The organism is Pontibacter sp. LHS2, from assembly GCF_058932845.1.
This window is the reverse complement of sequence record NZ_JBZYWG010000002.1, coordinates 44,937-70,924: the sequence shown is the minus strand read 5'-3', so window position 1 is coordinate 70,924 and position 25,988 is coordinate 44,937. Positions and strand designations below refer to the sequence as shown.

22 protein-coding genes and 2 tRNA genes are annotated in these 25,988 nt (G+C 49.2%); 10 read left to right on the top strand and 14 right to left on the bottom strand.

Going from position 1 to position 25,988, the window contains the following annotated elements; translation table 11 throughout:
• The first annotated feature begins 160 nt into the window (after positions 1–160).
• A tRNA-Lys gene (locus tag AC5FX6_RS08970) sits at positions 161–233 on the top strand.
• Between the two features lie 65 nt (positions 234–298).
• Here the strand turns inward: AC5FX6_RS08970 and AC5FX6_RS08965 are convergent.
• The 3 genes from AC5FX6_RS08965 to AC5FX6_RS08955 all read right to left on the bottom strand — a co-directional run bounded on the left by AC5FX6_RS08965 (position 299) and on the right by AC5FX6_RS08955 (position 3,192).
• The gene (locus AC5FX6_RS08965; protein WP_493596710.1) at positions 299–688 is read right to left on the bottom strand and encodes a hypothetical protein; all 390 of its coding nucleotides are present in this window, start codon (positions 686–688) and stop codon (positions 299–301) included.
• Positions 689–989: 301 nt separating this feature from the next.
• Positions 990–2,348, bottom strand: a complete 1,359-nt coding sequence (locus AC5FX6_RS08960) for a hypothetical protein (RefSeq protein WP_493596709.1) — start codon at positions 2,346–2,348, stop codon at positions 990–992.
• A gap of 82 nt (positions 2,349–2,430) precedes the next feature.
• Positions 2,431–3,192 carry an ABC transporter ATP-binding protein gene (locus AC5FX6_RS08955; protein ID WP_493596708.1) on the bottom strand — a complete coding sequence of 254 codons (762 nt, stop codon included), beginning with the start codon at positions 3,190–3,192 and terminating at the stop codon, positions 2,431–2,433.
• A gap of 374 nt (positions 3,193–3,566) precedes the next feature.
• Here AC5FX6_RS08955 and AC5FX6_RS08950 point away from each other — a divergent pair, with 374 nt between their 5' ends.
• Positions 3,567–5,825 carry a TonB-dependent receptor gene (locus AC5FX6_RS08950; RefSeq protein WP_493596707.1) on the top strand — a complete coding sequence of 753 codons (2,259 nt, stop codon included), beginning with the start codon at positions 3,567–3,569 and terminating at the stop codon, positions 5,823–5,825.
• A gap of 137 nt (positions 5,826–5,962) precedes the next feature.
• Positions 5,963–6,044: transfer RNA gene (locus AC5FX6_RS08945), tRNA-Leu, on the top strand.
• Between the two features lie 664 nt (positions 6,045–6,708).
• Here AC5FX6_RS08945 and AC5FX6_RS08940 read toward each other — a convergent pair.
• The 5 genes from AC5FX6_RS08940 to AC5FX6_RS08920 all read right to left on the bottom strand — a co-directional run bounded on the left by AC5FX6_RS08940 (position 6,709) and on the right by AC5FX6_RS08920 (position 15,011).
• A complete protein-coding gene (locus AC5FX6_RS08940) occupies positions 6,709–8,280 on the bottom strand; it encodes an NFACT RNA binding domain-containing protein (protein ID WP_493596706.1) in 1,572 nt (523 codons plus the stop codon).
• A 93-nt stretch (positions 8,281–8,373) separates the two neighbouring features.
• Positions 8,374–9,135 (bottom strand): MBL fold metallo-hydrolase, encoded by a 762-nt coding sequence (locus AC5FX6_RS08935; protein ID WP_493596705.1) that lies wholly within the window; start codon positions 9,133–9,135, stop codon positions 8,374–8,376.
• Positions 9,132–9,407 (bottom strand): hypothetical protein, encoded by a 276-nt coding sequence (locus AC5FX6_RS08930; RefSeq protein WP_493596704.1) that lies wholly within the window; start codon positions 9,405–9,407, stop codon positions 9,132–9,134. The genes AC5FX6_RS08935 and AC5FX6_RS08930 overlap by 4 nt, the downstream gene beginning before the upstream one ends.
• Positions 9,408–9,791 (bottom strand): response regulator, encoded by a 384-nt coding sequence (locus tag AC5FX6_RS08925; protein ID WP_303413475.1) that lies wholly within the window; start codon positions 9,789–9,791, stop codon positions 9,408–9,410.
• Positions 9,792–9,803: 12 nt separating this feature from the next.
• Entirely contained in the window at positions 9,804–15,011 is a 5,208-nt protein-coding gene (locus AC5FX6_RS08920; protein WP_493596703.1) for a PAS domain S-box protein, read from the bottom strand.
• Positions 15,012–15,144: 133 nt separating this feature from the next.
• On the opposite strand from AC5FX6_RS08920, the gene miaA reads away from it, so the two are divergent.
• Positions 15,145–16,083, top strand: a complete 939-nt coding sequence (gene miaA, locus AC5FX6_RS08915) for a tRNA (adenosine(37)-N6)-dimethylallyltransferase MiaA (RefSeq protein WP_493596702.1) — start codon at positions 15,145–15,147, stop codon at positions 16,081–16,083.
• A gap of 58 nt (positions 16,084–16,141) precedes the next feature.
• On the opposite strand, the gene pfkA is transcribed toward miaA, so the two are convergent.
• The gene (gene pfkA / locus AC5FX6_RS08910; protein WP_493596701.1) at positions 16,142–17,113 is read right to left on the bottom strand and encodes a 6-phosphofructokinase; all 972 of its coding nucleotides are present in this window, start codon (positions 17,111–17,113) and stop codon (positions 16,142–16,144) included.
• Between the two features lie 320 nt (positions 17,114–17,433).
• On the opposite strand from pfkA, the gene AC5FX6_RS08905 reads away from it, so the two are divergent.
• Both AC5FX6_RS08905 and AC5FX6_RS08900 read left to right on the top strand, forming a co-directional pair.
• Complete coding sequence (locus AC5FX6_RS08905) at positions 17,434–17,862, top strand: tellurite resistance TerB family protein (protein WP_493596700.1); 429 nt, start codon at positions 17,434–17,436, stop codon at positions 17,860–17,862.
• A gap of 11 nt (positions 17,863–17,873) precedes the next feature.
• Complete coding sequence (locus AC5FX6_RS08900; RefSeq protein WP_493596699.1) at positions 17,874–18,209, top strand: hypothetical protein; 336 nt, start codon at positions 17,874–17,876, stop codon at positions 18,207–18,209.
• A 6-nt stretch (positions 18,210–18,215) separates the two neighbouring features.
• Here AC5FX6_RS08900 and AC5FX6_RS08895 read toward each other — a convergent pair whose 3' ends face one another.
• The 3 genes from AC5FX6_RS08895 to AC5FX6_RS08885 all read right to left on the bottom strand — a co-directional run bounded on the left by AC5FX6_RS08895 (position 18,216) and on the right by AC5FX6_RS08885 (position 22,158).
• Positions 18,216–19,976, bottom strand: coding sequence for an SLC13 family permease (locus tag AC5FX6_RS08895; RefSeq protein ID WP_493596698.1), 1,761 nt, complete (start codon positions 19,974–19,976; stop codon positions 18,216–18,218).
• Positions 19,977–20,133: 157 nt separating this feature from the next.
• A complete protein-coding gene (locus AC5FX6_RS08890; RefSeq protein WP_493596697.1) occupies positions 20,134–21,324 on the bottom strand; it encodes an aspartate aminotransferase family protein in 1,191 nt (396 codons plus the stop codon).
• Positions 21,325–21,348: 24 nt separating this feature from the next.
• Entirely contained in the window at positions 21,349–22,158 is an 810-nt protein-coding gene (locus AC5FX6_RS08885) for an SDR family NAD(P)-dependent oxidoreductase (protein WP_493596696.1), read from the bottom strand.
• 113 nt (positions 22,159–22,271) lie between these two features.
• Here AC5FX6_RS08885 and AC5FX6_RS08880 point away from each other — a divergent pair, with 113 nt between their 5' ends.
• Positions 22,272–22,475, top strand: a complete 204-nt coding sequence (locus AC5FX6_RS08880; protein WP_493596695.1) for a hypothetical protein — start codon at positions 22,272–22,274, stop codon at positions 22,473–22,475.
• Positions 22,476–22,540: 65 nt separating this feature from the next.
• On the opposite strand, the gene AC5FX6_RS08875 is transcribed toward AC5FX6_RS08880, so the two are convergent.
• On the bottom strand, positions 22,541–23,632 hold the full coding sequence (locus AC5FX6_RS08875; RefSeq protein WP_493596694.1) for an MBL fold metallo-hydrolase: 1,092 nt from the start codon (positions 23,630–23,632) through the stop codon (positions 22,541–22,543).
• A gap of 307 nt (positions 23,633–23,939) precedes the next feature.
• Between AC5FX6_RS08875 and AC5FX6_RS08870 the strand changes: the two genes are divergently transcribed.
• From AC5FX6_RS08870 to pepE, 3 genes are all read left to right on the top strand, one after another.
• Positions 23,940–24,200, top strand: a complete 261-nt coding sequence (locus AC5FX6_RS08870) for a hypothetical protein (protein WP_493596693.1) — start codon at positions 23,940–23,942, stop codon at positions 24,198–24,200.
• A gap of 82 nt (positions 24,201–24,282) precedes the next feature.
• Complete coding sequence (locus AC5FX6_RS08865; protein ID WP_493596692.1) at positions 24,283–24,531, top strand: hypothetical protein; 249 nt, start codon at positions 24,283–24,285, stop codon at positions 24,529–24,531.
• Positions 24,532–24,677: 146 nt separating this feature from the next.
• Positions 24,678–25,412 (top strand): dipeptidase PepE, encoded by a 735-nt coding sequence (pepE, locus tag AC5FX6_RS08860; RefSeq protein ID WP_493596691.1) that lies wholly within the window; start codon positions 24,678–24,680, stop codon positions 25,410–25,412.
• Between the two features lie 122 nt (positions 25,413–25,534).
• On the opposite strand, the gene AC5FX6_RS08855 is transcribed toward pepE, so the two are convergent.
• Positions 25,535–25,981: a hypothetical protein gene (locus AC5FX6_RS08855; RefSeq protein ID WP_493596690.1), complete on the bottom strand. Its 447-nt coding sequence runs from the start codon at positions 25,979–25,981 to the stop codon at positions 25,535–25,537.
• Between the last annotated feature and the right edge of the window lie 7 nt (positions 25,982–25,988).

Here is a 25,988-nt window from a genome sequence, read left to right as displayed (position 1 = left end):
AGCAGTCCCTTAACGTGTTGATGCTTAGTGATATTAAACTAAAATAGAGTACTAGCGTTGAAGACAGATACCTTCAGGTATGCGAATAAATGCAGTAGGTTTTGCGAATTAAGGAATAATCCCTACTTTTGCACTCCCATCACGGGAAACATTTAGTACTGATTCTGTAGCTCAGCTGGTAGAGCAATACACTTTTAATGTATGGGTCCTGGGTTCGAATCCCAGCGGGATCACTAAAAAGAAAGAGGCTGTTTACGCAAGTAAGCAGCCTCTTTTGTTTTATCCGTTTTCCCATGTATTACAAGTCGGTGCTAGTCGTGTTTAGATTAACCCGCTGTGTGCTGTCATCCTTCTTCCCAATGCGGTTTTGCTCTACCTGCTCGAGGTACTTAACCAATTCCAGTGTCTTGCCAATGATCTTACTATCGGGTTTATATACCTGTTCGTCCGGCGCCACCTGTCCCTGTGGAGATATTTTAATATGCAGTGCTTTCAAGTAAGTAATGTAGCTGTCTACCTGGCTCCCGATATAGGTATAGAAATCGGGGTTCTCGGTGGCTTGGTCCAGGAAGCCAGCCTTCTGGTTCTCAGCGTCACGGATTTCAATGTAAATGGCTGAAGTAACCTCTTCTTTGGAAAGGTCTTTGGCCTGCAGGTTGGCTAAAAATTTATCGTAATTGAATTCCATAATAATCGCAACCTGTAGGTTGGTAGTGCAGGTCACTGCTATGACAAACTGATGGGCTGCATAGTTCGTTTCGATCTCCGAAAAGAGCTGATTCCTTTTTGCTATTACAATGCTGTGTAGATAACGTCTTAAAGCACTGTGTTCGGAGTTTGTGCTTAACCTACAAAGGCCGCCGCCAGGAGGCAGGTATACGCTGGAAGAAGTAAAATACAGCTTAAACCAGTAGGGCTGGAAGGTGATAAAACACAAAGCCCCAGGCTTGTTAAAAACCTGGGACTTTGTGTTTTATCGCATCATCCGCTTACTCGGTTTTATAGAGCGTTTCAAATAGCTTGTACTTAAACTCCTTGTACTCCTGCAGTACTGCGACCATGGCAAACAAAGTTAGCACTATCACGATCGGGTATACCATGTACAGCATTGGGTGCAGCAGCGGTAAAAATAGCAAGCCCAGTAGTAGCATGGATAAGAAACTGTACAGGTATGAGGTTTTAGCGCTGAAGCTCAGAATGCCACCCTTCACCATCTTTGGACTTGTGAATGAGGCGATAATGCCGATAGGCGTCAATACCATTACAGCGGCGCTATACATCAGCAGAATAAAAGTCGCCTGCTCGTGGTTGAACAAAGCCACATAGAGCACCACGATGGCCGCATCTATCAATATAGGCATACGCAGCGGCAGCAGACTGGCTCGTAGAAACTCTTTGTAGTTTCCTGTAGCACGCTCTGTCGTCAGCCAAAGATTTTTGTAAAAGCCCCACACGTTGTTGAACACATAGGTATAGATCACAAGCGGACCCACAAACAACCAGAGCGATGCGTTCTTGTCGAGCATGTGGATACCCTTGGCAGAGTAGACCGTCGCATCGATGCCAAGCATCAGCACTTTAAAGCCCAGGCCAAACAAGAGCAGCTGCTTTGCCATTTTGTGGTTTTTGAATAGTCGCCAACCAAGACTGCGCCGGGCATCGCTGCTGTAATTTACCGTGCGTCGTTTAGGCTCGTAGGCCGCTTGTTCTAATAGGTAATTGGCGAGTAGGAAAGAAGCCAGCGACAGCAGGTGCACTACCAGCATCATAACCGAACTTACAGGCTTAAACATAGGTGCGCGGGCCTCGAGTGCCACAAAGGCACCTACCATGATCACGGCACCCCAAAAGGTGCTGCTACGCCAGTTGATGCGACGTTCAATAAATACCTGCAACGTACGCCTGGTGATGTGTGCGGTCAGGAACACAAGGAAACTCTGCCCCAGGTGAAGCGCAGTATAATCCGACGACATCATGAAGAGCAAAAGCAGGAAGTTAAGCAGCACGAAGTAGAACGGCGATACCAGTTCTACCACCAGCTCAGTCCAGAAGCGCTTGAGGGGCTTGATAGGGTAAATGCGATTAATAAAATCCGCTTTGGGGATATAGGCCGGGAAAAAGCCACGCAGTATTGTAAAGGCCAGCAACAGCAGGTTCGTATAGCCGAGCATCTGGTTGACATCCATATTCAGTCCGCCTTCACGGGCTTGCTGCAGCAGGTATGTGATCAGCCAGGCATAAAAAGCCGACAGCACAATACCAAGCGCAAGCAGGAGCGCCCGTTGTGTCTTCTTTTGCCGGAAATAGCTATTCAGTCTTGCCTTGCAGGAATATAAAATAAGATCCATTTATTCGAGTTTAGGAGTTTGAGAGTTGGGGTGTTTAGGAGTGCACTTTAATCTCAAACTCCTAAACTCTAAAACTCTAAAACTAATTCAACATCCAGTCCATGTCAGCATCTGTGGTAGTGTGATGCGGAAGCAGCAACTGGAAGAGGGCTTGGTCGATCAGGGCCTCACCGTTCATGGTAAATTCTTGCACCGAACCATTGTACATCAACTGTCCGTCATTAAGAACCCCGATGTGTGTGGCCACGCGTTCTACATAGTTGAGGTCGTGCGACGAAATAAGCACCACGCGATTTGGTGTGCTGTAGTTACGGATCAGTTTCACAAGCAGCTGGGCAGCGATTGGGTCTAGGCCCGTAAATGGTTCATCGAGGATAAGCACACGTGGCTTGTGCAGTATGGCAGCTACAATGCCCACTTTCTTTTTCATGCCGGTAGAATAGCCCGCTATGTTCTTGTTCAGCGACTCACGCTCCGAGAAAAAGTAATTAGTCAGGCTCGTGATTCGCTGCTGCGCCTCTTCTTCGGGCAGCTTGTATAGTTTTGCCACGAAGTTAAGGTACTCTATACCTGTAAACTCTTCGATCAGGGGATTGTCTTCGCAAAGGGCGCCCAAGTCCTGCTTCACTTCAAGAGAATTGGTAAGATAGTCTTTGCCATAAAGAGATATGGTGCCATCGTCTGGCTTGATGAGATCGAGAATGCTGTTCAGGAAAGTACTTTTGCCGACACCGTTTTTGCCGAGCAGACAGTAACATTGTCCTTGTTCTATGGTCAGGTCAAGCGCCTGCAACACATGTTTGTTGCCATACGCCTTAGATAGTCCTTTTATCTCGATGCTCATATTCTTCCCCTGGCTAAATATAGTAATATAACTATTCTTAATAAAGGTATAAATTTAGTTATACCCCCGAAATAGTCCAAACATTATGCGCGAAACTTAAGCTCAATGCCAACGGCATCCCTAAAATCTTATGCGCTACTATGCTAAAGCAACATTGTTATCTATGCATAAGGTTTCTGCACTTCCGAAATGTTTATGAATTTTTTAGTGCCTCTTGTGCAAATCATTCAGTGCCAAAACTTTGCCAATATCTCAATGCCTGAACAATCAATTATGTTTAATGTTTTTAGATTAGTCTAAAATTTTAAATACATAAATCTAAACTTTTGTTTAAGTTTGTCTCGTAGTAATCAAAGTAAGCTTAAGTGATAAAAATGAAGAGTCTATACCTCGTCTATTTGATTTTGATAATCCCCTTCCTGGTATCTGCGCAAAGCGGTAAAGTGAAGGGATGGGCAATGACAGGAGATTCACCTGCTGCATATGCCAGCATTGGTCTGGTAGGAAGTAGCATAGGGACTACCGCTGATGAACAAGGTTATTTTGAATTAGCGCAGGTACCAACAGGTATACAAAAGCTGAGTGTATCTGCAATCGGTTATAGAGCCCAGGAACTGACAGTTGATGTAAAGGCAGGCGAAGAAAGTGTTGTCAAAGTGGTCCTTCAGCCACAGGATGCTCGTCTGCGAGAAGTAGTGGTATCAGGTACCATGCGCGAAACCTATCTGCTTGAATCACCTGTGCCTGTGGAAATCTATACCCCTAAATATTTTCAGAAGAATCCGACCCCGGCTATTTTTGAAGCACTCGAAATCGTGAATGGGGTGCAGCCTCAGATCAACTGCAGCGTCTGCGGCACGGGCGACATCCATATCAACGGCATGGAAGGTGCCTATACCATGGTGTTGATTGATGGCATGCCGATCGTGAGCGCCCTGTCTACGGTCTATGGCCTAAGTGGTATACCTAACAGTTTGATTGAGCGGGTTGAAGTAGTAAAAGGGCCGGCCTCTACCTTGTATGGCTCTGAAGCGGTGGCGGGACTTATCAACATCATCACTAAAAGTCCTGCCTCAGCACCCCGTCTTTCTGCCGACCTGTTCTATACCTCACATCGGGAGTTGAATGCTGACATCGGCTTTAGCAAGCGCTGGAACAAGGCATCGACCATGTTAAGCACTAACTATTTTCGATTTGATGACAGGCGGGATGTGAACCGGGATAACTTTACGGATATTCCACTGCAGCACCGTTTTTCTATCTTCAACAAGTGGAGCCTGAACCGTAGTCAAAATCGTGTCGCCAACCTGGCAGCCCGCTATTATTATGAAGACCGCTTTGGAGGGGAGATGCAGTGGCAACCGAAGCACAGAGGCGGCGACCAGGTATACGGAGAGTCCGTGTATACAAGTCGCTACGAAGTACTGGGAAGCTACCAACTGCCCGTGCCTGAAAACATTTTATTCAGCTTTTCCTACAACGATCATCAGCAGGATGCCGCATACGGCGAGACAATTTATAAAGGGCGTCAGCGTGTAGGTTTTGGGCAGCTGGTATGGGATCAGAATATAGGAGCTAAGCAGAAGCTGTTGTTGGGCGGCACCTACCGCTATACCTGGTACGATGACGATACACCCGCCACGCAGCAGGGAGAAGGAGTAGAGACTGAGAACCATCCGGATCAGACCTCACTGCCGGGAGCCTTCGCTCAACACGAATACAAGGCTTCTGATCAATTTACATTGCTTTCAGGTTTGCGCTACGACTATCACTCAGCACATGGAGGCATCTTTTCTCCTCGTCTGAGCATGCGCTGGGGACCAAACGAAGACAATACCTTTCGATTGAGTTTGGGTAACGGCTACCGGGTGGTCAACCTCTTCACCGAAGATCACGCTGCTCTCACTGGCGCCCGCGAAGTCGTCATCCGGAATGAACTGAAGCCAGAGCAGTCATACAATGCCAACCTCAACTACCAGCGCTACATCCCGCTTGGCAGCGGTTTTCTGAACCTGGAGGGAGCGATTTTCTATACCTATTTCACCAATAAGATCATCGCTGACTTCCTGACCAACAATACGCAAATTATTTACGATAACCTGAGCGGACACGCCATCTCTAAAGGTGTTGCCTTGAACACGGAGTTAGCCTTTACTTTCCCGCTGCGGCTGCACACAGGTATCACGTTAATGGATGTGTACCAGGTGGAGAATACAGGGGAGGGGCAGCGGGAGCGCATTCCGCAGTTACACGCACCCCGGTTTTCAGGTACTTTCACGGCATCTTATCAGTTCAAACAGCTCGGCCTTACGCTAGATTACACAGGCAGTGTTAAAGGTCCCATGTACTTACCGGTACAGGAAAATGACTTTAGGCCGGAGAAGTCCCCTTGGTTCAGTTTGCAAAACCTGCAAGCCACCAAAACGATGGGAGAGGGGCTGGAGCTATACGGTGGCGTGAAGAACCTACTGAACTTTATGCCCAAACATCCCCTGATGCGACCATTCGACCCGTTTGACCGGCAAGTTGGAGTGAATAATCCGTATGGCTATAGCTTTGACACGGAGTATAATTATGCACCGATGCAGGGCCGTCGATTTTTCCTGGGCATGCGCTATACCTTGCCGCAATAGCTATCGGTCTGACTGTTTGAGGTATAGACAAGAAGCAATGATCGGGAAGCTTGTCCTGTGTTAAAAAAATGCCTTTGACGTGGCTTGGTTGTTGCAATTCTCAATTCTGCAGTATACTTTTGCAAACCTCTTTACCTGCGCACGTGGTGAAATTGGTAGACACGCCATCTTGAGGGGGTGGTGCCTTCGGGTGTGGGAGTTCGAATCTCCCCGCGCGCACTCTAAAAGCTCTGTTCATAACTGGACAGGGCTTTTTTGTTGGGTTTAGTTTGACTAAGCTAGCTTTATGGCTTAGCTAATAGGGAAGTAATATGGCGCGAGCGTCTACGCTCGTGTCTATTATGGTGGGGCCTCTGGCCTAGGTATATGGTTTAGCTAGTAAATTGTTTTATATCTTCTCCTGTGCAGCTGGCAAGTAGTTTTATAGGTACTGTTGTTGCAGGGATAGCGACCTGCCTTGTTCTATAGTTTCGCCTGTGCGGCGGGCACCTACTTTTTGTGTCAAGACAAAAATCGAGGGCCCCTACCCCCAGTAGGCAAAAAAGTCAAGACGCTCCAAACTCGCTGACCGCTCAGACAGTGGAGCGTCGCAAAGTGCACCTGGCTCAAGTGATCTACTTCGTAGCTAATGTGCAAGTTAGTCTTGCTATACCTGCCAGTGGTAAGTAGTTTAATTACAAGGCTTAAACTTGTGAATTGACAATGGCATAAGAGTCCCCCTTCGAAGGGGGCAGGGGGATGACAAGCGTGCACATAAACAACGCAGCTACACCTGTCAATTGGTAGTATCATGATCCCCTCTTGGGAGGGGCAGGGGTGGGTTAATCGTGCACAAATTCTTGCAAATCAAAATGGGAGAAGGACCTCAAATCCTGATCCTAACTTATACCTTCCGCTCAAACGGGTTCTCTGGCTTCACCAGCATCACCTGTTCCCTTTCCACTACTACTGCTCCGGCAGGGGCGCCTTTGGGCTTGCGCACCCACTTTTTAGGAGTGTAGAGCACAGGGCAGAGTGAATCGCTTTTACGTTTGCTGTAATAGGCTGCCAGTTGCGCGGCTTTTTCGAGCACGGTGGTAGGTACTGTTTTACCGGCCTGGTGCTTGATCACCACATGCGAACCCGACACGTCTTTGGCATGCAGCCAGATGTCCTCTTTGTAGGTATGGCGTTGCGTGAGCAGGTCATTATTCTGAGCACTCTTACCCACCAATATCTTATAGCCCTCGGTTTCGAACAGACGGAAAGGCGCTTCTTGCTGGGCTTGCTGCTTGGTGGTGAGCAAGTGACTGTACTCTTTCAGGTACGGCTTAAGTGCCTTGTAAGTCTTTACTTCTTCCAAAGCTTGCAGCGCATCTTCCAGCATGATGGCTTCCTCAAGTTTGCGCTCCTGTCTTTCTTCCTGCTGACTAATCTCGACGTGCTGTTTCTTGGCTTTGCGGTATAGGCGCTCGGCTTGTTTCTGGGGTGTTTCGTTGGCCTTGAGTTTGAACTTGCGCTGGCGGTCTGTATAGAAGTCGTAAAGCTCTACTTCAGTGGAGCGGGGCGGAATATTGGTCAGGTTGGCCATGATGATGTCGGCAATCTGGGAGTAGGAGCGTCCGTGACGCAATTCGTGCAGTCGGGCCTCTGTCTGCTCCAGTATCGCCTGCGTGGCACGTTGCTTCTTAAGGAGTTGTTGCTGCGTCTGTTCATAGAGCCGCTCAAAACCAGTCTCGCTCAGGTAGCTCCTCGTAAAGCCATTCAGGGCTTCCATCGGATTATCGTATACCTGCACCACCTCGCCCAACTGGAGTAATGAAAGCCGCAACTTGCCGTTCAACCTGATCAGATAATAGGCCTCAGGTGCTTCAAGTTGCTCGAGCATGGCCTGCACCAGTTCCCATTTCTCCTCTAGTGCGAGCTTGCTATACCCTTGTTGCTCCAGGTATAAGGCAGGCAGATCACCAAAAGTCGGATATACCTGGCGGAGATTGCCATCAGCTGCTGCAAAGGCTTCAAAATTTTGGCGGATGGGCCTGTCCATCTGCATCGGATCCAGCTCCAGATCGGCTCCAAATTTCTTGTGAAACAGTTTGAGTGGTTCTTTCCCCTGATACAACACAATGTTAGAGCGGTTACCGAAAAGTTTGAACAGCAAGGTATAGCCACTGCTCAACTTCAGGTAAAAGCTGCGCTCATTCAAATGTTGCACCACATCCTGCACGGTTTGTCCCAAAAGCTCCCCGAACAGATTAACTGTATTAGCCTTGGCACGCTTAAACTCAGTTGGAAAAGAAAGTGAAGCAAAATGAGCCGTGAGCATAGCGCGGATATACAATTCACGCTCCCCATCAGCCAGACCTATCACCAGTTCATCTTTATTCTGACTAAAGCAAGTAATCACTTCCATCCCCACCAGCTGACTACGAAGCTGCTCAGAAAGTTGCTTTAAAAAGTAATAGTTCTGGTGCATGGGTTAAATTAAGGCAAGAGATTGTTTGACTAAGGGGAAAGTCCACAGGAAAATACATGCCGGATAAGCTATAGCCTTTTAGTAAGCTAAAGTCTATACTTCCAGCTGCAAACCGTCGTAACCGAGTCGGATAAAGTCGGGGAGGGTAAGCTCTACTTCGCGGTGAAGGCCCAGCAGGTGACTGATATGGGTCAGGTAGGCGCGCTCGGGTTGCAGGTCCTCAAGCAAGTCGATTGCTTCCTGAAGAGAAAAGTGCGAAATATGCGGCTCCTGGCGCAGGGCGTTGAGCACGATTACCTTTGAGCCACGTACTTTTTCCTTCTCTGCTTCCGAAATGTAATTGGCATCTGTAATGTACGTGAAGTCACCTACACGGTAGCCAAACACGGGCAGCTTATAGTGCTTCACCCGGATAGGGGTAAACTTAATCCCTTCTACCTCAAAAGGCTCCTCCGTAATCGGGTTTAACTCCACACGAGGGATGCCGGGGTACTGTATACCTGAAAAGATGTAGGCAAATTCCCGCTTAAGCTGTTCCAACACACGCTGCTCACCATAAAGGGGCATGTCTTTGTGCTGTGAGAAGTTGTAGGCACGGATGTCGTCGAGGCCAGCAGTGTGGTCTTTGTGCTCGTGGGTAAAGACCAGGGCATCGAGCGTACGGATACGTTCGCGCAGCACCTGCTGGCGAAAGTCGGGACCGGAGTCGATGATGATGCTCTTACCCGCTACCTGCAAATGTACCGAGACCCGCAGGCGCTTATCCCTGTAATCAACAGAACGGCACACTTCGCAGGAGCAACCGATTACCGGTACGCCCTGCGAAGTGCCCGTGCCTAAAAGCGTTACTTTCAATTGGTTCTTTCCTGGTTGCGGATGAGCTGATAAAGCTGGCGGTTCTTTTCGGTCAGCAGGCTTTCATCCACCGTAATGGTTCTCAGAATGTCGTAAAGGCAATTGATCTTTCCCTCAAGACTGAAGTACTTGTTCACGACAGCTACCTTCATGTCTTTGAGCACACAATAACCCGCTTTAAAATTCCCCTTCTCGTAGCGCAGTACAAAATCCGACTCCGCAAAAATATCCTCCAGCTTATTTAAAAATGGCCGCGTGTACTTTAGCTCCATTTACAACTCTCCGGTGTGCTTCTTTACAGTCTGTACCAGCATGTCAAAATCAAGTGGCTTTGGCAGGTACTCATTGATGCCCACCTCCTTGAAGTCTTCCATGGTATAGTTGTTGGCGTTGCCTGTTACCGCAATGATCGGAATGTTGGAGATCTGCTCGTCTTTGTGCGCGCGAATTTCCTTAGAGCACTCCATACCGTTTTTGATCGGAATGTTCAGGTCCATCAGGATAGCGTCGATCTTGTTGTTTTCCACTTGCTTGATCACTTCGCTGCCGTTCTTGGCAGTCAGGATTTTGTAGTTCTGAAGCTCTAGGATTTTCTTAGTCAGGTTCAGGATCACAGAACTGTCTTCTGCAATCAGGATGGTCTTGTTTTCTGCCATGGGATTAATAAACTATATAATGATCTCTTTATAAGTTTTGCGGTAGTTTTCGTATTGGGCCAGCAGTTTCGTAAAGTTATCATCTACGTTATCGTACTGGTCGTGTTTAATATCGTGCTCCAGGATTTTGGCTAGCTCGGCCACCTGGTTGATACCAAGTGTAAAGCCGGTGCCCTTAAGCTGATGCAATGTACTTAAAATACTTTTGTATTGTTGTGCATCCATCTCTTTTTTGGCCTCCTCCAGCAATTCGCCGGCTTCCTGCTCAAATTCCACATACAATTGATGGGCAAACTCCACTCCGCCAATTTCTATGAGCTGCTCTGTTATGGACAGGTCAATCACAGGTACTGCCTCGACTTCGGACTCCTCAGCTATCGTAGTAGTCATCCCGCCGGTGCTCCGTTTCCAGCTCTGTTCGTGCCACTTCATGATCACTTTGTAGAGGTCAGAGCTCTTGACTGGCTTCGAAATGTAATCGTCCATTCCCTGGCTCATAAACTTCTCTGCGTCTTCGCGCATGGAGTAAGCGGTCATAGCTACTACAGGCGGACAGTCCTTGCCCAGTTTTTCTTTGATAATGGTTGTGGCTGTCACGCCGTCCATCTCTGGCATCTGGATGTCCATGAACACCATGTCATAACCGTTGTTAAGGGCTCTGTCGATGGCTTCGTATCCGTTTGAGGCAACATCAGTTCGGCAACCCAGACGCTCCAGCAGCTTGAAGGCCACTTTCTGGTTGATCTGGTTGTCATCCACCAGCAGCACATAAGGCGAAAAGTCCAATACCTCAGCCTCTGCGTTCTGCAGCTGCATACGCTGGAGTTGTGCTTCCACCTCCTCACTGTTGGCTTTCTTCACTTTTATGGTAAACCAGAAAGTACTTCCGTCATTAGGCTTAGACTCTACACCTATATCTCCACCCAATAAGTGAGTAAGTTGTTTCGAGATGGCCAGACCAAGGCCTGTACCGCCAAAGGTTTTGGTGGATGAGTTGTCAAGCTGCGTAAAGTCGGTGAAAAGAAGCTTCTGATCGCCTTCTGTTATACCTATACCTGAGTCTTTCACGCGCACCTTCAGAATATACTCCTGTCCTTTTTTTACAGGCTCTGCGTCCACGTGTATGCTTACTTCACCCTCATTGGTAAACTTGATGGCATTGGAAGTAAGGTTGGATAATACCTGCAGGAAACGCGTCTCGTCGGTGAGCACGTAGCGTGGTGTTTCAGGTGTTACAGTATAGGTAAAGTTCAGATCTTTCTGTTGGGCACGGTTCGCGAAGAGTGAGTGTATCTTGTTGAGCGTGTCGTGCACGTCCATGCCACTTTCGTGCAGCACCAGCTTGCCTGCCTGCATTTTAGATAAGTCCAGAATGTCATTCAGGATCGCGAGCAGTGCATCCGAGGATTTGCGCAGCGTATCGATGTACTCTTTCTGCTCCTCGTCGTTTACGATCTGGCTCAGAAGGTCGATCATACCGATAATGCCGTTCATCGGTGTGCGCAGCTCGTGGCTCATGTTGGCCAGGAACTGTGTTTTCACCTTGAGCAGGTTTTCGGCTTCTTCTTTTGCTTTGAGCAGGGCAACCTGTGTGCGCTTCAGTTCCGAAACGTCACGCAGCACACCTTCCATACCTGCCGGATTTCCTTCCTGGTCATACGTCAGACGGGCATCAAGCAACACGGTTTTAGTAGAGCCATCCTTGCAGATCATCTCTATTTCAAAGTCACGAATGCTTTCCTGCTCCAGTACCCGCTCTTTAACCAACGAGCGGTCGGCGACATTGGCATACAGATGCTCGGATGATATGCGCTGCACCTCGTCTTCATTATAACCCAATAAGTTATAGATAGATGGGCTGACCAGTTCAAAGGCGCCGCCCATTGTGGTGCGGTAGTACACGTCCTGGAAGGATTCGAAAATGCTACGGAACTTCACCTCACTTTGGGCGAGTGCCAGCTGTGAGCGCTTCTTGTCGGTGATGTCGAGCGCTATACCTGAGATCTCCTCAAAGCTACCATCCTCCAGGTAGATCGGGTTCAGGTAAACCTCACGCCAGCTTTCCGGATTGTGCAGGTGTATCTCAAAGTGCTGCGGCTGTCCCTTAAATGCCAGCACATACTTTTCTTGCCAGAACTCAAAGGAGTTTTCATGGAAGTTCACCACATTATCGTCGTTCAGCCTGGTATAAAGTTCCAGTTCCTGGCCGCTGCGGTTAAAAAAGGCGGTCGCAAAGTTTTTGTTGAAAGAAGTAAGCTCAAAGTCACGGTTGAGGGACCACATGTGGTGGGTTCCGGATTCAAATATGGCATTGAGGCGTGCGTTCTGGTTGTTGATCTGCTCTTCGTTGCGCTTTCGCTCGATGGCGAGTGCCACCTGATTTGAGATAAAGTGCAGAATCTCAATGTCAGTATGCACATAGGCATTCGGGTCCTGATAATCCTGCAGCGTGATCACCCCGATAATGCGGTCGCCGATGGCCAGCGGAGAGCAAAGGATCACTTCAGGTATAGCACCGTGTATGGTAATGTCCTGCTCTTTGGCCAGGTCCAGCAACTCCGCTTTCTGCATGTACAGCGGCTTGCCCGTATCGATGATATACTCTGACAGACCGTGTGAAAACTGCCGGCGCATCTGCGTTTTAGAGGACTTGTCTACAAACTGGTCGACCAGGTAGGCAAAGTGCAGGTGACGGTGATCATCGTCGCAGAGGGCAATGTAAATATTGCGTGTCTCGATGATCTTGCTCAGTTCACGGTGTATAGCTGAGTAGAGCGAGTTAAGGTCCTTGCTGCTGATGGCCAGGTTAGCGATACTGTAATATACCTTCTGCAGGCGCTCGGCCTTGATGCGGTCGGTAATATCGTGCAGGATGGCGCGTGTCGCCACCGGACGTCCGTCTTGCCAGCTGCACGTAATGGAACCGATCAGGTGCACCGGCTTTCCGGCCTTGGTCAGGAACACGGTTTCCATCTTGTTCACGTTCTCGCCCTTGTACAGGTTGCGCAACTGATAGATCAGCTTGGCTTTGTAGTACGGGTGCACAATATCGTTGAGCGTGAGCGATTCAATATCGTGGTCGGTATAGCCCAGGCGGTCTTTCCAGGCCTTGTTCACGAAGATGAACTTGTTGTCGACCGAAATATTCTGGATCAGGTCATGGGCATTGTCGAAGAGGTCCTGCAGACGGATCTTGTTGTCTTTGAGGGCCTCCATGGCAATGCGCTTGTCCGTCATGTCCTTGCCCACACTGGTCAGGCCAATCAGGTCACCCTCCGGGCCGTACTCAAACATGCAGTTCCAACGCACAGTCTTCACCTGGCCTGACTTGGTGATTAGGTCACGCTCGTAGTAGGAGTTCAACTGCCTGGTTTCGATTGATCGTTTGAAATCAGTAAAGCGTGTCTCACGGTCTGGCTCAGGCACCAGCAATTCGTAGAAATTCTGCCCGATGAGCTCTTCGCGTGAATACTCCACATAAGTCAGGAAGTAATCATTGGCGTAGGCGATGTTGCCGTTTTTATCGAGGCTGTAGTAAATCAGGTTTACTTTCTCCAGGAAGCTGCGGAAATGGGACATGGACTCCCGCGCAATCTCCTCACGGCGCTTGGAATTCTGGACCTGCTTGCGCTGGGTGATATCACGCTTAAACACCAGTATGTGGTACTTGCCATCGATCATCACCCGGTTCAGGTTCAGCTCGGTGTCCATGGTGGTGCCGTCTTTGCGGATATTTTTCCATTCCACAGTGATTGGCTTTCCGCTTGCCATCAGCTGATCGATCAGCATGGTGGTCTTCTCAGTCGACCGCATACCATCAGGCTGATACTCCGGCGAATAATCTGTCGGGGACTTGCCTATCAGGTCCTCCCGGTTACAGCGGAAATACTCCAGTGCCTTTTCGTTACACTCCACTACTATGCCATCGCGGAAGAGCATGATCGCGTCGTAGGTAGACTCGAACATGATCTTGTACTTGTTTTCGGTATGGGACAGCTTGAGCTGCAGGTCATGCTTAGCGATGTAGTTGCCGATGGCACCCCCGATGAAGTCAAGCAGCGATGTAAAGGACTGCGTTATTTTTGCGTCATTTCCAGGCCAAATCAGCAGGAGGGCTGTCAGGCCGGCTTCGGAGCTAACCGGAAGCACTGTCAGGTGCTGGCCCAGCAATTCCTCCATTTTCTGGATAGTATCTTGAAGCGCTTCGCGGCGATCAGGCTCTATCAGTTGCTCAGCCTGCGCAATCGGCATTGTGATAAACGTAGGCAGGTCGCCTGAAGGTGTTTCGCCTGTAGCGTGAGAAAGCAGTAATCTGCCAGAGGCGGCATCATACGTGTAAACGGCTCCGCCTATAATATCGGTCTTGTCCAGCAACTCCTTTAAGGTATAGCGCAGCACGTCTTCACGACTCTCAGAACCCGACAGGTTCGTGATCAGGTGATTGACAAACTCGAGCTGGTGATTTCGGAAGCGCACGTTGCGCTCAGCGCCAACCGCTTCGTAAAGGTTTTTGGCAGAACCAAAGATCACGGTAGAGCCGTTGAAATTCCCTTTTTTGAGTGAGATCTCCACCGGCATCAGCTCCTGATCTGTTTCGCGAAGCCACCACTCAAAGCGCTGCGGTTCCCCCTTTAAGGTGAACTGCAGTTGGTTGCGCAAAGCGACACGCTCGAACAGGTTGAGCTCAAACTGCTTAAAGAGCGACTTTCCAATAATATCCTCTTTGTTCAATTGCACCAGATCAGAGGCGCTCTGATTAATGTCGATAAATACACCATCGCGATCCAGGATAAAGAGCGGCTCAGCACTATCATCGAACAGGTTATGGTAACTGGCGTCGTCGGCATCTTCCTTCACGCTATCCGGAAGTTCGAAGCACAGGAACGTCTCTCCCTGAAACTGCAACTGCTGACAGTGGAAGGTATAGAGGTTGCCTTGCTGATCCTTTATATCGCCTGACACTTTATCTGTTTGTGTCAGAGAAACCTTGAAGGCTGCAAAATCATTTTCATTAGCAAGACCAGCCAGAGGTCTTAGCGCTGTGCCAGGCTCCACGGGGAGTATCGTTTCGGCTTTTGAATTGGCAGCCAACAGCTCTCCTGCAGTAGAAGCAACAAGCAAGGCGCGGTCTGCCGGATGTAGCTGGCTAAGCACTTGCAGCAGGTTTTCGGCCAGTGTTGTCAGATTATCAATGGTTTGTCGGCTAGGTATCAGTGGCATCTGGTGTAGATCAGTTCTCGTTTAAACCCATAAATTAATAAAAAAACAAAAGCAAAGGCACTTTTGCTTCCTGAATAACAAGAAAGGGAGTTAATTTGTGGCATATTCACGAAGTATATTGTTACGCTCACCCATGTCTGCAGCTCAAGCATCCCGTTTTTTGATAGTGGTAGTAGGTCCCACTGCTGTGGGCAAGACAGACCTGTGCGTGCGTCTGGCGCAGCATTTTGGTACCGAAATCATTTCAGCGGATTCCCGCCAGTTCTACCAGGAGATGACGATCGGCACGGCCAAACCAAGCCCGGAAGAGCAGCAAGGTATACGGCATCATTTTGTGGATTCGCACCCGATCACGGAGACGTACAATGCGGGAGCCTACGAGCAGGATGTACTGACCCTGCTCGGGCAGCTCTTTCGGCAACACCAGTCAGTGATCCTGACAGGCGGATCAGGATTATACGTGCGGGCAGTCACCGACGGCATGGACGAAATGCCTGAGACGGACCCAACTGTTCGGGCGAAGCTAACGAACCGCTTACAACAGGAGGGACTGCAGCCCTTGCTGTCACAGTTGCAGCAACTCGACCCCGCCTATTATAAGCAGGTAGATAAAGCCAATTCGCAGCGTGTTATACGGGCACTGGAAGTATGCCTCTCAAGTGGACAACCTTACTCGACTTTCCGGAAAGCGGGTACACGGGAGCGGCCTTTTCATATCATCAAAATTGGTCTGACGCGCGACCGGCAGGAACTTTACGAGCGCATCGATCGCCGCATGGACCTGATGTTAGCGCAGGGGCTGCTGGAGGAGGCAAAGGCGCTGTACCCATACCGTAGCCACAATGCCTTGCAAACAGTAGGCTACAAAGAGATATTCGACTTCCTGGACGGTCACTACGATTGGGAAGAAGCAGTACGGCTCCTGAAACGGAACAGCCGGCGGTACGCCAAACGACAGCTTACCTGGTTTCATAAGCACGCTGACTATACCTGGTTTCATCCGGATCAGTGGGAAGAGCTACTGGCTTTTATCGGTCAGCAAATGCGGGAAGCTGCGCAGGACAAGGTATAAAAACAGCGAAGCCGGCTATTGTGGTAGCCGGCTTCGCTGTTTCTGTCAGTTGATAATCTTATACCGATAGGATATCCACCATTTTGGTGAAGTTCGGGTTAATCAGTTTCTGCTTGGTAATAGTTTCGATGAAAGGGGTATACACCAATTCTTTGTTGATGATACCGGCCATTTCATTCGTGCGTCCTGCCATGAGGCCTTCCACGCAGGCAATGCCCAGTTGGCTGGCCAGCATACGGTCGGCTGCGGTAGGGGCACCGCCACGCTGCACGTGACCAAGTATCGTTACACGCGCATCCATTTGCGGGATGATGCTGGACACCTTTGCAGCGATCTCGGTCGCGCTTCCTTCTTCATCGCCCTCTGCCACGATCACGATAAAGGAAGTCTTGGAACGTCTCCAGCCTGCCCTTAACTGATCAATGACATAATCAATGGACGTGTCAGTTTCCGGAATCATCACGATCTCGGCACCGCCGCCGATAGCACAAGGTATAGCGATATAGCCTGAGTCACGACCCATCACTTCCACAAAGAACACCCGCTCGTGGCTGTCAGCCGTGTCACGGATTTTGTCGATGGCATCGAGGGCAGTGTTCACGGCTGTGTCGTAGCCAATAGTGTAGTCGGTGCCATAAAGGTCGTTGTCAATGGTGCCGGGTGCTCCGATGGTAGGGATGCCAAACTCTTCGTAGAAGATGTTAGCCCCGGTGAAAGTACCGTCACCGCCAATGGCTACCAGGCCTTCAATGCCGTGTGCCTTCAGTTGCTCGTAAGCTGCCTGCCGCCCTTCTTTGGTTGTGAACTCCTTGCTGCGTGCCGACTTCAGTATCGTGCCGCCTTTCTGTATGATATTACTTACTGTCAATGACTCCATTTTGAAAATGTCGCCTTTGATCATGCCGTTGTATCCTCTTCTGATGCCGTAAACTTCCAATCCGTTGTAAACGGCTGTGCGCACGATAGCCCGGATGCATGCGTTCATGCCCGGGGAGTCGCCTCCTGATGTAAATACTCCAATCCTCTTCATAAAGAGTTGCTGTTAAATGTGTTCCCTGTAGAAGCCAGGTGCTGACTTCTTTCGATTGATCGCCGCTGTATACCTTGCGGCTTAATTGAATCTGCAAGGTATACATTTGCTAATTTAAGTGGAAATAAAAAAAGAATGCAAAAGCATAACTAATAAGATAGCAAAAACCGTATGTAATAGCACGATCGTCTGTTGATTGTAAACAAGAGTAAAGCGTTTCTTAGTTAGCTTCTGCAAAATTAGCTGCCTGAGTATAGCAATACTTAGTGCATTCGTTATTAATTTGTTACGAAATTATAAACTAGTCAAAAGGGAGCTGTATGTTTAGTTTTTTTGAAAGCGAGGCAGAAAAAAAATTAAAAAGCCACATCACGAATCTTGGTGCCCTCGCCAAGGCGGATGGTCATGTGGATCCGACCGAGATGGATTTTATTATCGCTATCGGTGAGCGTCATGGGCTGAAATCCAGTGATGTGCGCGACCTGCTTTCGAATGTGCAAGCCATCAAACCGCAGTTGCCATCCAACGATACCGAGCGCTTTGACCAGATCTACGATTTGGTAGAGATGATGCTGGCCGATGGTATAGTGGATGAAAATGAAATGGAGTTCTGTGTCAACATGGCTGTACGGCTCGGTTTTAAGAAGTCCATTGTCGGGGTGCTGGTTCGCAAAATCTCCATTGGAGTGAAAGACGGGCTCTCCCGCGAACAAATACGTCAGGATGCTCAGGCGTTCCTGAATTACTAAAATTTGAGCTCATGAAAAATCTGCGCGTATGGAACGGAGCCATACTGGGAACTTATGCGCTGGCACTTCTGCTACTGGCTTACTTCTTTTTCGCGCACGAACTGCACCTCATCTCCTACGAGGCCACTTTCCTTTCTGAAGATTTTATTTTACGCTTCCTTTCCTTCTGGTTTATCAGCTTTCTGCTGACAATCACGGTATACTTGCTCAATACTAGCCTGAACTACTTGTGGCTACCCCGAGGCGAAAAAATTATAGCCATGCAAGCCGGAAAACTGATCCTGGCCATGGGACTGTCTGCCGCTTTTTTTGCCATAGTTATCGTTGCGCTTAGCGGTTTGCGCTAAAGCTCCTTACATAGGCCAGAAGACAGGTACCAGTACCAAAATCACAATAATGAGCAGTAAAGTAAGGGGCGAGCCTATTCGTATGAAGTCCCAGAAGCGGTACTTGCCCGGGCTGTAAACCAGAATACAAGCTGGCTCAAAGGGCGTCACCAGGGACACGGAAGCGCCTAGCATAATCGCAATGGCAAAGGCGCGCGGATCAGCTCCCAACTCCATCGCAGCACGTAAGGCCACAGGTATCACCACCAGGGCTGCCGCCGCATTCGACATGGGCTGTGTGAGAAGCACCGTCAGGATGACGAAGCCCGCTAGTATACCTGTCTTTCCACCAATCGGCTCCATTACCTCTACAATTCCCTTTGCCAAAAATTCAGCCGCACCGGAGTTTTCCATTGCCGCCCCAAAGGCCGTCATGCCACCTATCAGGATGAGCAGGCGCCAGTCAATGGCATTGTAGGCTTTTTCGGTACTGATGGCCCGCAGCAAAATACTCGCGACAGCCGCTGACAGGAAAGCGATAGAGAGCGGAAGCACTTGCAGCGTACCTGCCAGTATAGCCAGTGCAAAGCTGATGATCACGATCAGGCCTTTCTTCTTTTTGAAGAGCACTGGTTCAAACTCGTCGAGCACAGCGATGTGGTTCGAGTTTCGGACCTGCTCAAAGCGCTCGGGTGCACCCTGCACCAGCAACACGTCACCCATACGCAGACTGATACTCCCAATCTTGCTCCTTAACGTTTCGCCATGCCGTGATACCGCCAATACCACTAAGCCAAAGCGCCGCAAAAACTCTGATTCCTTAATCGTGCGATTGATCAGGTTAGACTGCCGCGTGATCATGATCTCCGCCAGCCGGATATTCTCTGTTTCAAGGTCTTCGGAGATGAGGGCATCTGCCATGATCTGGAGGCCTTTTGTTTCCTTCACCTTCATGAGGGTATCTACATCCCCTTCCACCAGCAGAATGTCATTGGGCCGGATACGGGTCCTAAAGTCAGGCAAAAAGTTCTCTTTGGCGCGGATGACATTGAGCATGCGCAAGTTAAGTGTTGTGAGGTCAGAGGCGAAAACCAGCTGCCCAACCAGCGGAGAGTCAGGTAATACCACCACTTCCGTCACGTACTTCTGCAACTTGTACTCCTCGGCCAGTTCCTGATCGGCGTGGCTTGGTAACATACGTTGCCCGACGGTCATCATATAGATGATACCCACCACAAAAATGATAAAACCTATACCTGATATCTCAAATAAACCGATCGGCTCCAAGCCTGCTTTGGCAATATAGCCGCTCACCGCTACGTTGGTAGAGGTCCCGATCAGGGTGCAGGTACCGCCCAGAATAGCCGCATATGCCAGGGGCATGAGTAGTTTGGAAGAGCTCATGTTAATCCTTTTGGAGAGGCCTACCAGTGGCGTAATGAACATAGCCGTCACGGTCGTGTTGTTCATGAAGGCCGAAACTACCCCAGTGACGAGCATGATGGTAAAGAGCATCAGGTTGTTGCTCTGCTGCGCCAGCCGCACGAGCTTGACCACCGCAAAGTCGAGTATACCCGTTTCTTCGAGAGCGGCACTCAATATAAAGATGGAGGCGATGATGATGATGAAGTCGCTGCTGAACCCGGCAAAAGCTTCATCGGGGCTGATGATGCGTAAACCGGCCAATATGATCAGCATGAGGAGCGTGACCAGTTCGATGGACACCTTTTCGGTTGCGAACAGCACAACCGCTATCACCAGCAAGGTCAGTACAATAGCTATTTCCATAGAGGACGATTGGGAAGATACACCCAATATAAGGGGTAGCAACGGCTTTTACGTTACAAAGCCGTTCCCGATAGTCACTCCGAAGAAAATATTTACAGCTCGCTTATTCTATACCTGATTTTGAAAGTATGGAGGCACACCAATAAGGTATAGAAAGCTAGGCCAATGCTTCATCAATTGACCGCAGAATAATTTCACAAGCTTCGTGGATCTGCTCTTCGGTGATGGTCAGTGGCGGTGCAATGCGCATGGAGTTATCACAGAACAGGAACCAGTCAGTAAGCACGCCATTTTGGATTGCCTTATCGATAACGGCTTTCAGTACCTCAAACGACTCAAACTCGGCTGCCATCATGAGGCCTTGGTGGCGAATCTCTTTAATACGGGGGTGCACCAGCAACTGCTTGATGAGCTCTGCCTTTTGCGCTACGCCTTCCAGTAGGTCCTCTTCCTGAATAACCTGTAGGGTGGCAAGAGAAGCAGCGCAACTCACCGGATGACCACCAAAGGTAGAGCAGTGACCCAGGATAGGCTCTGTTTTGAAAACGGCCATAATCTCTTGTGATGAGATAAAGGCACCGATTGGCATACCGCCTCCCATCCCTTTGGCGCATACCAGAATATCAGGCTCAATACCAAATTGCTCAAAAGCCCAGAAGGTGCCCGTTCTGCCGAAACCGCATTGTATCTCGTCCAGAATCAGCAACGTGCCGGTTTGGGTACAGCGCTCCCGCAGTTGCTTCAGATAATCTTTAGACGGCACTCTTACACCGGCCTCTCCCTGCACTGTTTCTATCAGCACAGCTGCCGTGCGCTCGGTAATCAATTCGAGGTCTTCAACACTATTGTAGTGAATATGACGCACGTCAGGTAGCAGTGGACGGAAAGCATTTTTAAAACTTTCGCTGCCGTTCATAGAAAGTGCGCCTTGTGTAGAGCCGTGGTAGGCATTGTAGCAAGAGATCAGTTCGGTACGGCCGGTGTAACGTTTTGCCAATTTCAGAGCGCCTTCCACAGCCTCGGCTCCAGAGTTGAGCAGGTAGGTATTGTTAAGACGTTCTGGTAAAGTGCTGCTGATAGCATGGGCTAGCTGTACTTGCGGCGCCTGCACAAACTCGCCGTAGACCATCAGGTGCATGTACTTGTCCAGCTGATCATGTATAGCTTTAATTACCCTCGGGTGGCGATGTCCCACATTACTCACGCCTATACCTGATATCAGGTCAATATAACGGTGGCCTTCGCTGCCGTACATGTAAATCCCCTCTGCCTTCTCCACCTCAATCATCAGCGGAAAGTCACTTGTCTGTGCCTGGTGCTGCAAAAACAGCTGTCTCAATGATACCATGCCGCAATTTAGGTAATTTTACAGCTATCGCAGCATGGCACTCATACCTCCGTCCACAATTGTGGTTTGACCTGTTATATAACTTGCCGCATCTGAGCAGAGCCAAAGTATCGTGGCTGCAGCTTCTTTAGGATCTGCTATTCTCTTTTGAGGTATATAGGAGAGGTACATCTGCTCGATTTCAGGCAGCCTGTCCTGGTCCCCGTTCACTTGCGACTCAAATGCCTTTTGCAGCAAGGGGGTACGGTGTGCGCCCGGTGCAAGAACATTGATCCGAATATTTGAGGTAGCCACTTCCTGAGCAGCGGATTTTGCCAGAGCGATAATGGCTGCTTTTGCTGCTGAGTACAGCGAGCCCATCGCGGCACCACCCAAACCATTGACGCTGGCCACGTTGACTATAGCGCCTCCAGCTGGTTTCTGTTCGAGCATCAGCTTAATTTCCTGCTTCATGCAAAGCCACACCCCACGAAGGTTAGCGCCCATGGCATCTTCGTATTCGTGTGGCTCAAATTCATGAAGTGGCTTGCCTATACCTGACTCCTGAGCGGCATTGTTCACCGCTATATCCAATCGTCCGAATCTGTTTTGTATTTCATGGAAGAGCGCAAAGATCGTATCGTTGTTGCTGTTGTCGGTTTGTAAGTAAATGGGCTGTAGAGGAGATGAGGGCAGTGCCGACAGGGCGGCGTCACCACGTTCTTTGTCGCGGCCGGTCACGATGACCTGCGCACCGGCCTCTACCAAAAGTTGGGCTGTGGCTAGGCCTATACCTGATGTCCCGCCAGTTACGAGCGCAATCTTGTCTTTGAAGTTATACTGTACCTGTTCCATAGCTTTTTTTCTTTCATAACGAGAATTAACCACAATAGCTGCAGATAATGCATATTCATAATTGCCCGCCATACGTACAATGAGTGAAGCCGGAAGGTAAAATCCGGCGCAGAATGTTGAACTTAAAAAAGGAGGATAAGATGCCACAAGGAGATAAATCTTCATACACAGATAAGCAGAAACGCCAGGCAGAGCACATCGAAGAAAGCTATGAAAAGAAAGGCGTGAGCCAAGAGGAGGCCGAAAAGCGAGCCTGGGCAACTGTGAACAAACAAGACGGGGGCGGTAAGAAAAGCGGCTCCGGTAGAGGAAAATAAAATAAATAACTCAAATCAGAGGTATAAAAGAAAGGCCGGAAGTGTTTGCTTCCGGCCTTTCCCGTCTATGGGTAATTGTTGGTGTGTGCATGCGGATCATCCTCCTCCAGGGTCGCAGGCACCGTGGGTGGTATACCCTGTAGTGGCCTGTTGTGCGAAAAAGGACGCTCCCGCATCGCCTTGTCATGCTGCCTACGGTTGTTGCCTTTGCCGGATTTTCTGGCGTAGGCAACCAAGGCGATGCCAGCCAGTGCAACAAGACCAGTCGCTGCTATCACTTTGGGTATTGTGTTGTCAGTAGCCGGAGGTACTGAGAGCACGCCCTCTTCATCGGCAATGGCAGGCTCATGCACATAGCGCCCATGATCTGGTACCGCTATTGACCAAAAATCTTTCACCAGACCTTCCAGCTGACGTGATAGCTGCGCTCCCTCCATCGGTAGCCCGTGGCCGGTTGCGGCTATACTTGGGCTGAGCTCCATCAGTTTCTCTACAGAGCGGTGCGCCGACCCCCAGTCGGAGGTATAGTACTTGGGCGGACCATGCACACCCCGCTTCTGCGTCATCACCGCCAGCATAGACTCCCCATCGCGTGTAATGAAGGCATCACCTGCCAGCAAGACACGGTCGCTCTCCCGGAAGAAAGAAACGTGACCGGCTGTGTGGCCAGGTGTATGGATCCAGCGCCAATCTGGCAGACCGGGAACAGAGCCATCAGTTGGTAGCAATTCCAGGTACTGGTGTACATCAATCGGTTTTTTGGGGTACAGAAATGACATGTAAGCCATACCGCCACCGCCTACACTTGGGTCTGGTGGGGGGTAAGATGATTTTCCATTCAGGTAGGGCATCTCAAGCGGATGCGCATAAACAGGTACGTCCCAGTCCTGTGCCAGCTCCTTCAGGGCGCCGATGTGGTCAAAATGGCCGTGCGTGAGCAAAATGGCTTTGGGGCGACTGCCACCAAACAGCTCGTCAGCTGCCTTCCTGATCTTGTCAGCGGCACCATACACGCCGGCATCTACAAGCACCCACGAGCCATCAGGTGTGGCCACAAAATACAGATTGACAAATACGGTCTTGAGTCCCCAAACACCCGGTGCAACCGCAAAGGTATGCTTGCTATCGTGGGAAGAGGTACGATTAGTAGTTTCCATAGGCATTCACTATGTTATATTTCCTAATGATTACGGGCGGAATATAATAGTACGGCTGTTGACACAATTGGCTACAATTAGCTGGTATATTCAGCACTGGCTTGGCTAATTGTCATTAAGGAGGGGTGGGCGGTTGCTTTTGCTGACAAAATGTTGCCATGACCAGGCAGCCCATAGTTCGGTTAATACCTCCTAACAAAGGCACACTTTTTGTGTTATAACTTGTGATTACACCTACTAAATTTAATGCATACAATGTTTCCTGATTGACAGGAATTATTTATCTTTCTGAAAACGTTACATACACATGGTAAATTTATTTGTTCCCCCAAGCTATATGGCTGTCTTCGCAAAGTGTGTCGATGCGTCGTTGCCGGCTTTTGAACCGGAAGAGTGGATAGAGGAAGGGAGAGTGTATCCTGTGAAGCACTTTACCGAGCCCCTCAACCAGGGTGACGGCTTTGCCGTGACAATTATGGATGAGGACGGCGTGGAGATCCATCCATCTTCTTCCCACTGGAGCTTTGCCTCCACCAGGTTTGAATTATACACCCTTCATTTGAATTAATATCAAAACCGCTGATATTTTCGTTAACCAAAAGGCTGCCCCGGCAGCCTTTTTTCTTTGCCAAAGTATGGAGTAGATTTTTATGTTGAATATTGCCGAGTTTAATTTGCTTTCGCCCCGGGAGCAAGCCACCATGGTACTGGAGCAGGGGCGTTACTTACATCACATCATTCGCGGGTGGTGCAAAATTGATCTGTACTGGTTTCACAATTATTATGTGGAGGTCTGGTTTCTCTATGATCTTAAAACCATTGGTCTTGTGCGCGCACTCACCAACAAAGCCTCCCTGGACCCTTACCTCGAAACGATCAAGCTTAAAGTGAAGACCTGAGAGGCTTGCTACAAAGTTAAGTAGGTTAAGCTGGTGAGATTTACCTTCCGCGCAGGTATAGCAATAAAAAGGAGGGAAGCTGAGGTTTGCTGAAAATTGATAATTTTGCAGGTATACGCGACCCGTATCATTCTTAATACATACAAATGAAGAAAGCCTTACCAAAGAAAAATATTCTGTTAATAAGTACCTCTACTACCCATGGTACCGGCTACCTGGAGCACTGCCAGCAAGAGATAAAAGAATTGCTCGGTGACCGTAAGAGTATCCTGTTTATACCTTATGCTCGTCCGGGAGGAATCTCCCATAAAGACTACACAGCCAAAGCTCGTGAAGCATTTGAAGCGATGGGTGTTCAGTTAAGCGGCGTACACGAAGCGGAGAATCCGGTTGCGGCTGTGGAGCAGGCAGAGGCAGTGTTTATAGGGGGAGGCAATACGTTTTTGCTGCTTCGTCAGCTTTATGCCAACAAAATAATCGAGCCATTGCAGAAGCGTGTCGAGCAGGGCATGCCCTACATGGGCACCAGCGCGGGCACTAACGTAGCCGGCAAAACGATTGGCACCACCAATGACATGCCGATCGTGTTCCCGAAGTCATTTGACGCATTGCAGCTCGTGCCTTTCAACATCAATCCGCATTACCTTGACCCGCTGCCTGACTCTACGCACATGGGCGAAACACGAGAGACCCGCATACAGGAATTTCATGTGCACAATCAACAGCCCGTAGTAGGCTTGCGTGAGGGCAGTATGCTGCAAATAAAAGGAGACCGTATCAGCTTGTTGGGACCTCATTCAGCACGCATCTTTTTGCAGGGGAAGCCAGCCATGGAGTTTAAGCCAACCGACGACATTAACTTTTTGCTGGAAGCTTACTAACAGGAAGGCAGAAAAATCAAAAGCCCCTGCTATTGGTATAGCAGGGGCTTTTTGGTGAAAAAAACAAGGCAAAATGCCAGGTCCTTTTGCTGTTCTCACTATAATTCTCTATTCGAAAAAAACTACTGTGCTTTGTTGTTGGCCTCCAGTTTTTTAAGGAGAAGCTTTGTAAACTCACGCTCACTGCGATAGAGTTTGATGATCTGGTTTGAGGACAGCACACGCTGGTAGCGCGCAACATATTCCTTTTCCAGTTCCAGTTCTTTTTCACGTGTGCTGAACATGCCGTCCAGTCTTGCTTTGGCCTCCTGATCACTCAGTTGGTCCACGTCTTCGCGGTAGCCACTGCGGTAGGAACGTACCAGTTCGCGGCGCTTGGTTTCGTACTCGTTGTAAAGTGGCCAGAACTTCTGCGACTGTTCGGCAGTCAACTCCATCCTGTCAGTCAGAAAGGCCACTTTGGCTGCTTCCACGTTCTTGTCCATCGGGCGGCCCGACTGTGCCATGGCAGTCGTGCTGCCAAACGTGATTGCGCAAAATAAGAGTAAAATAAAGGGCAATCTTTTCATGTGTGAT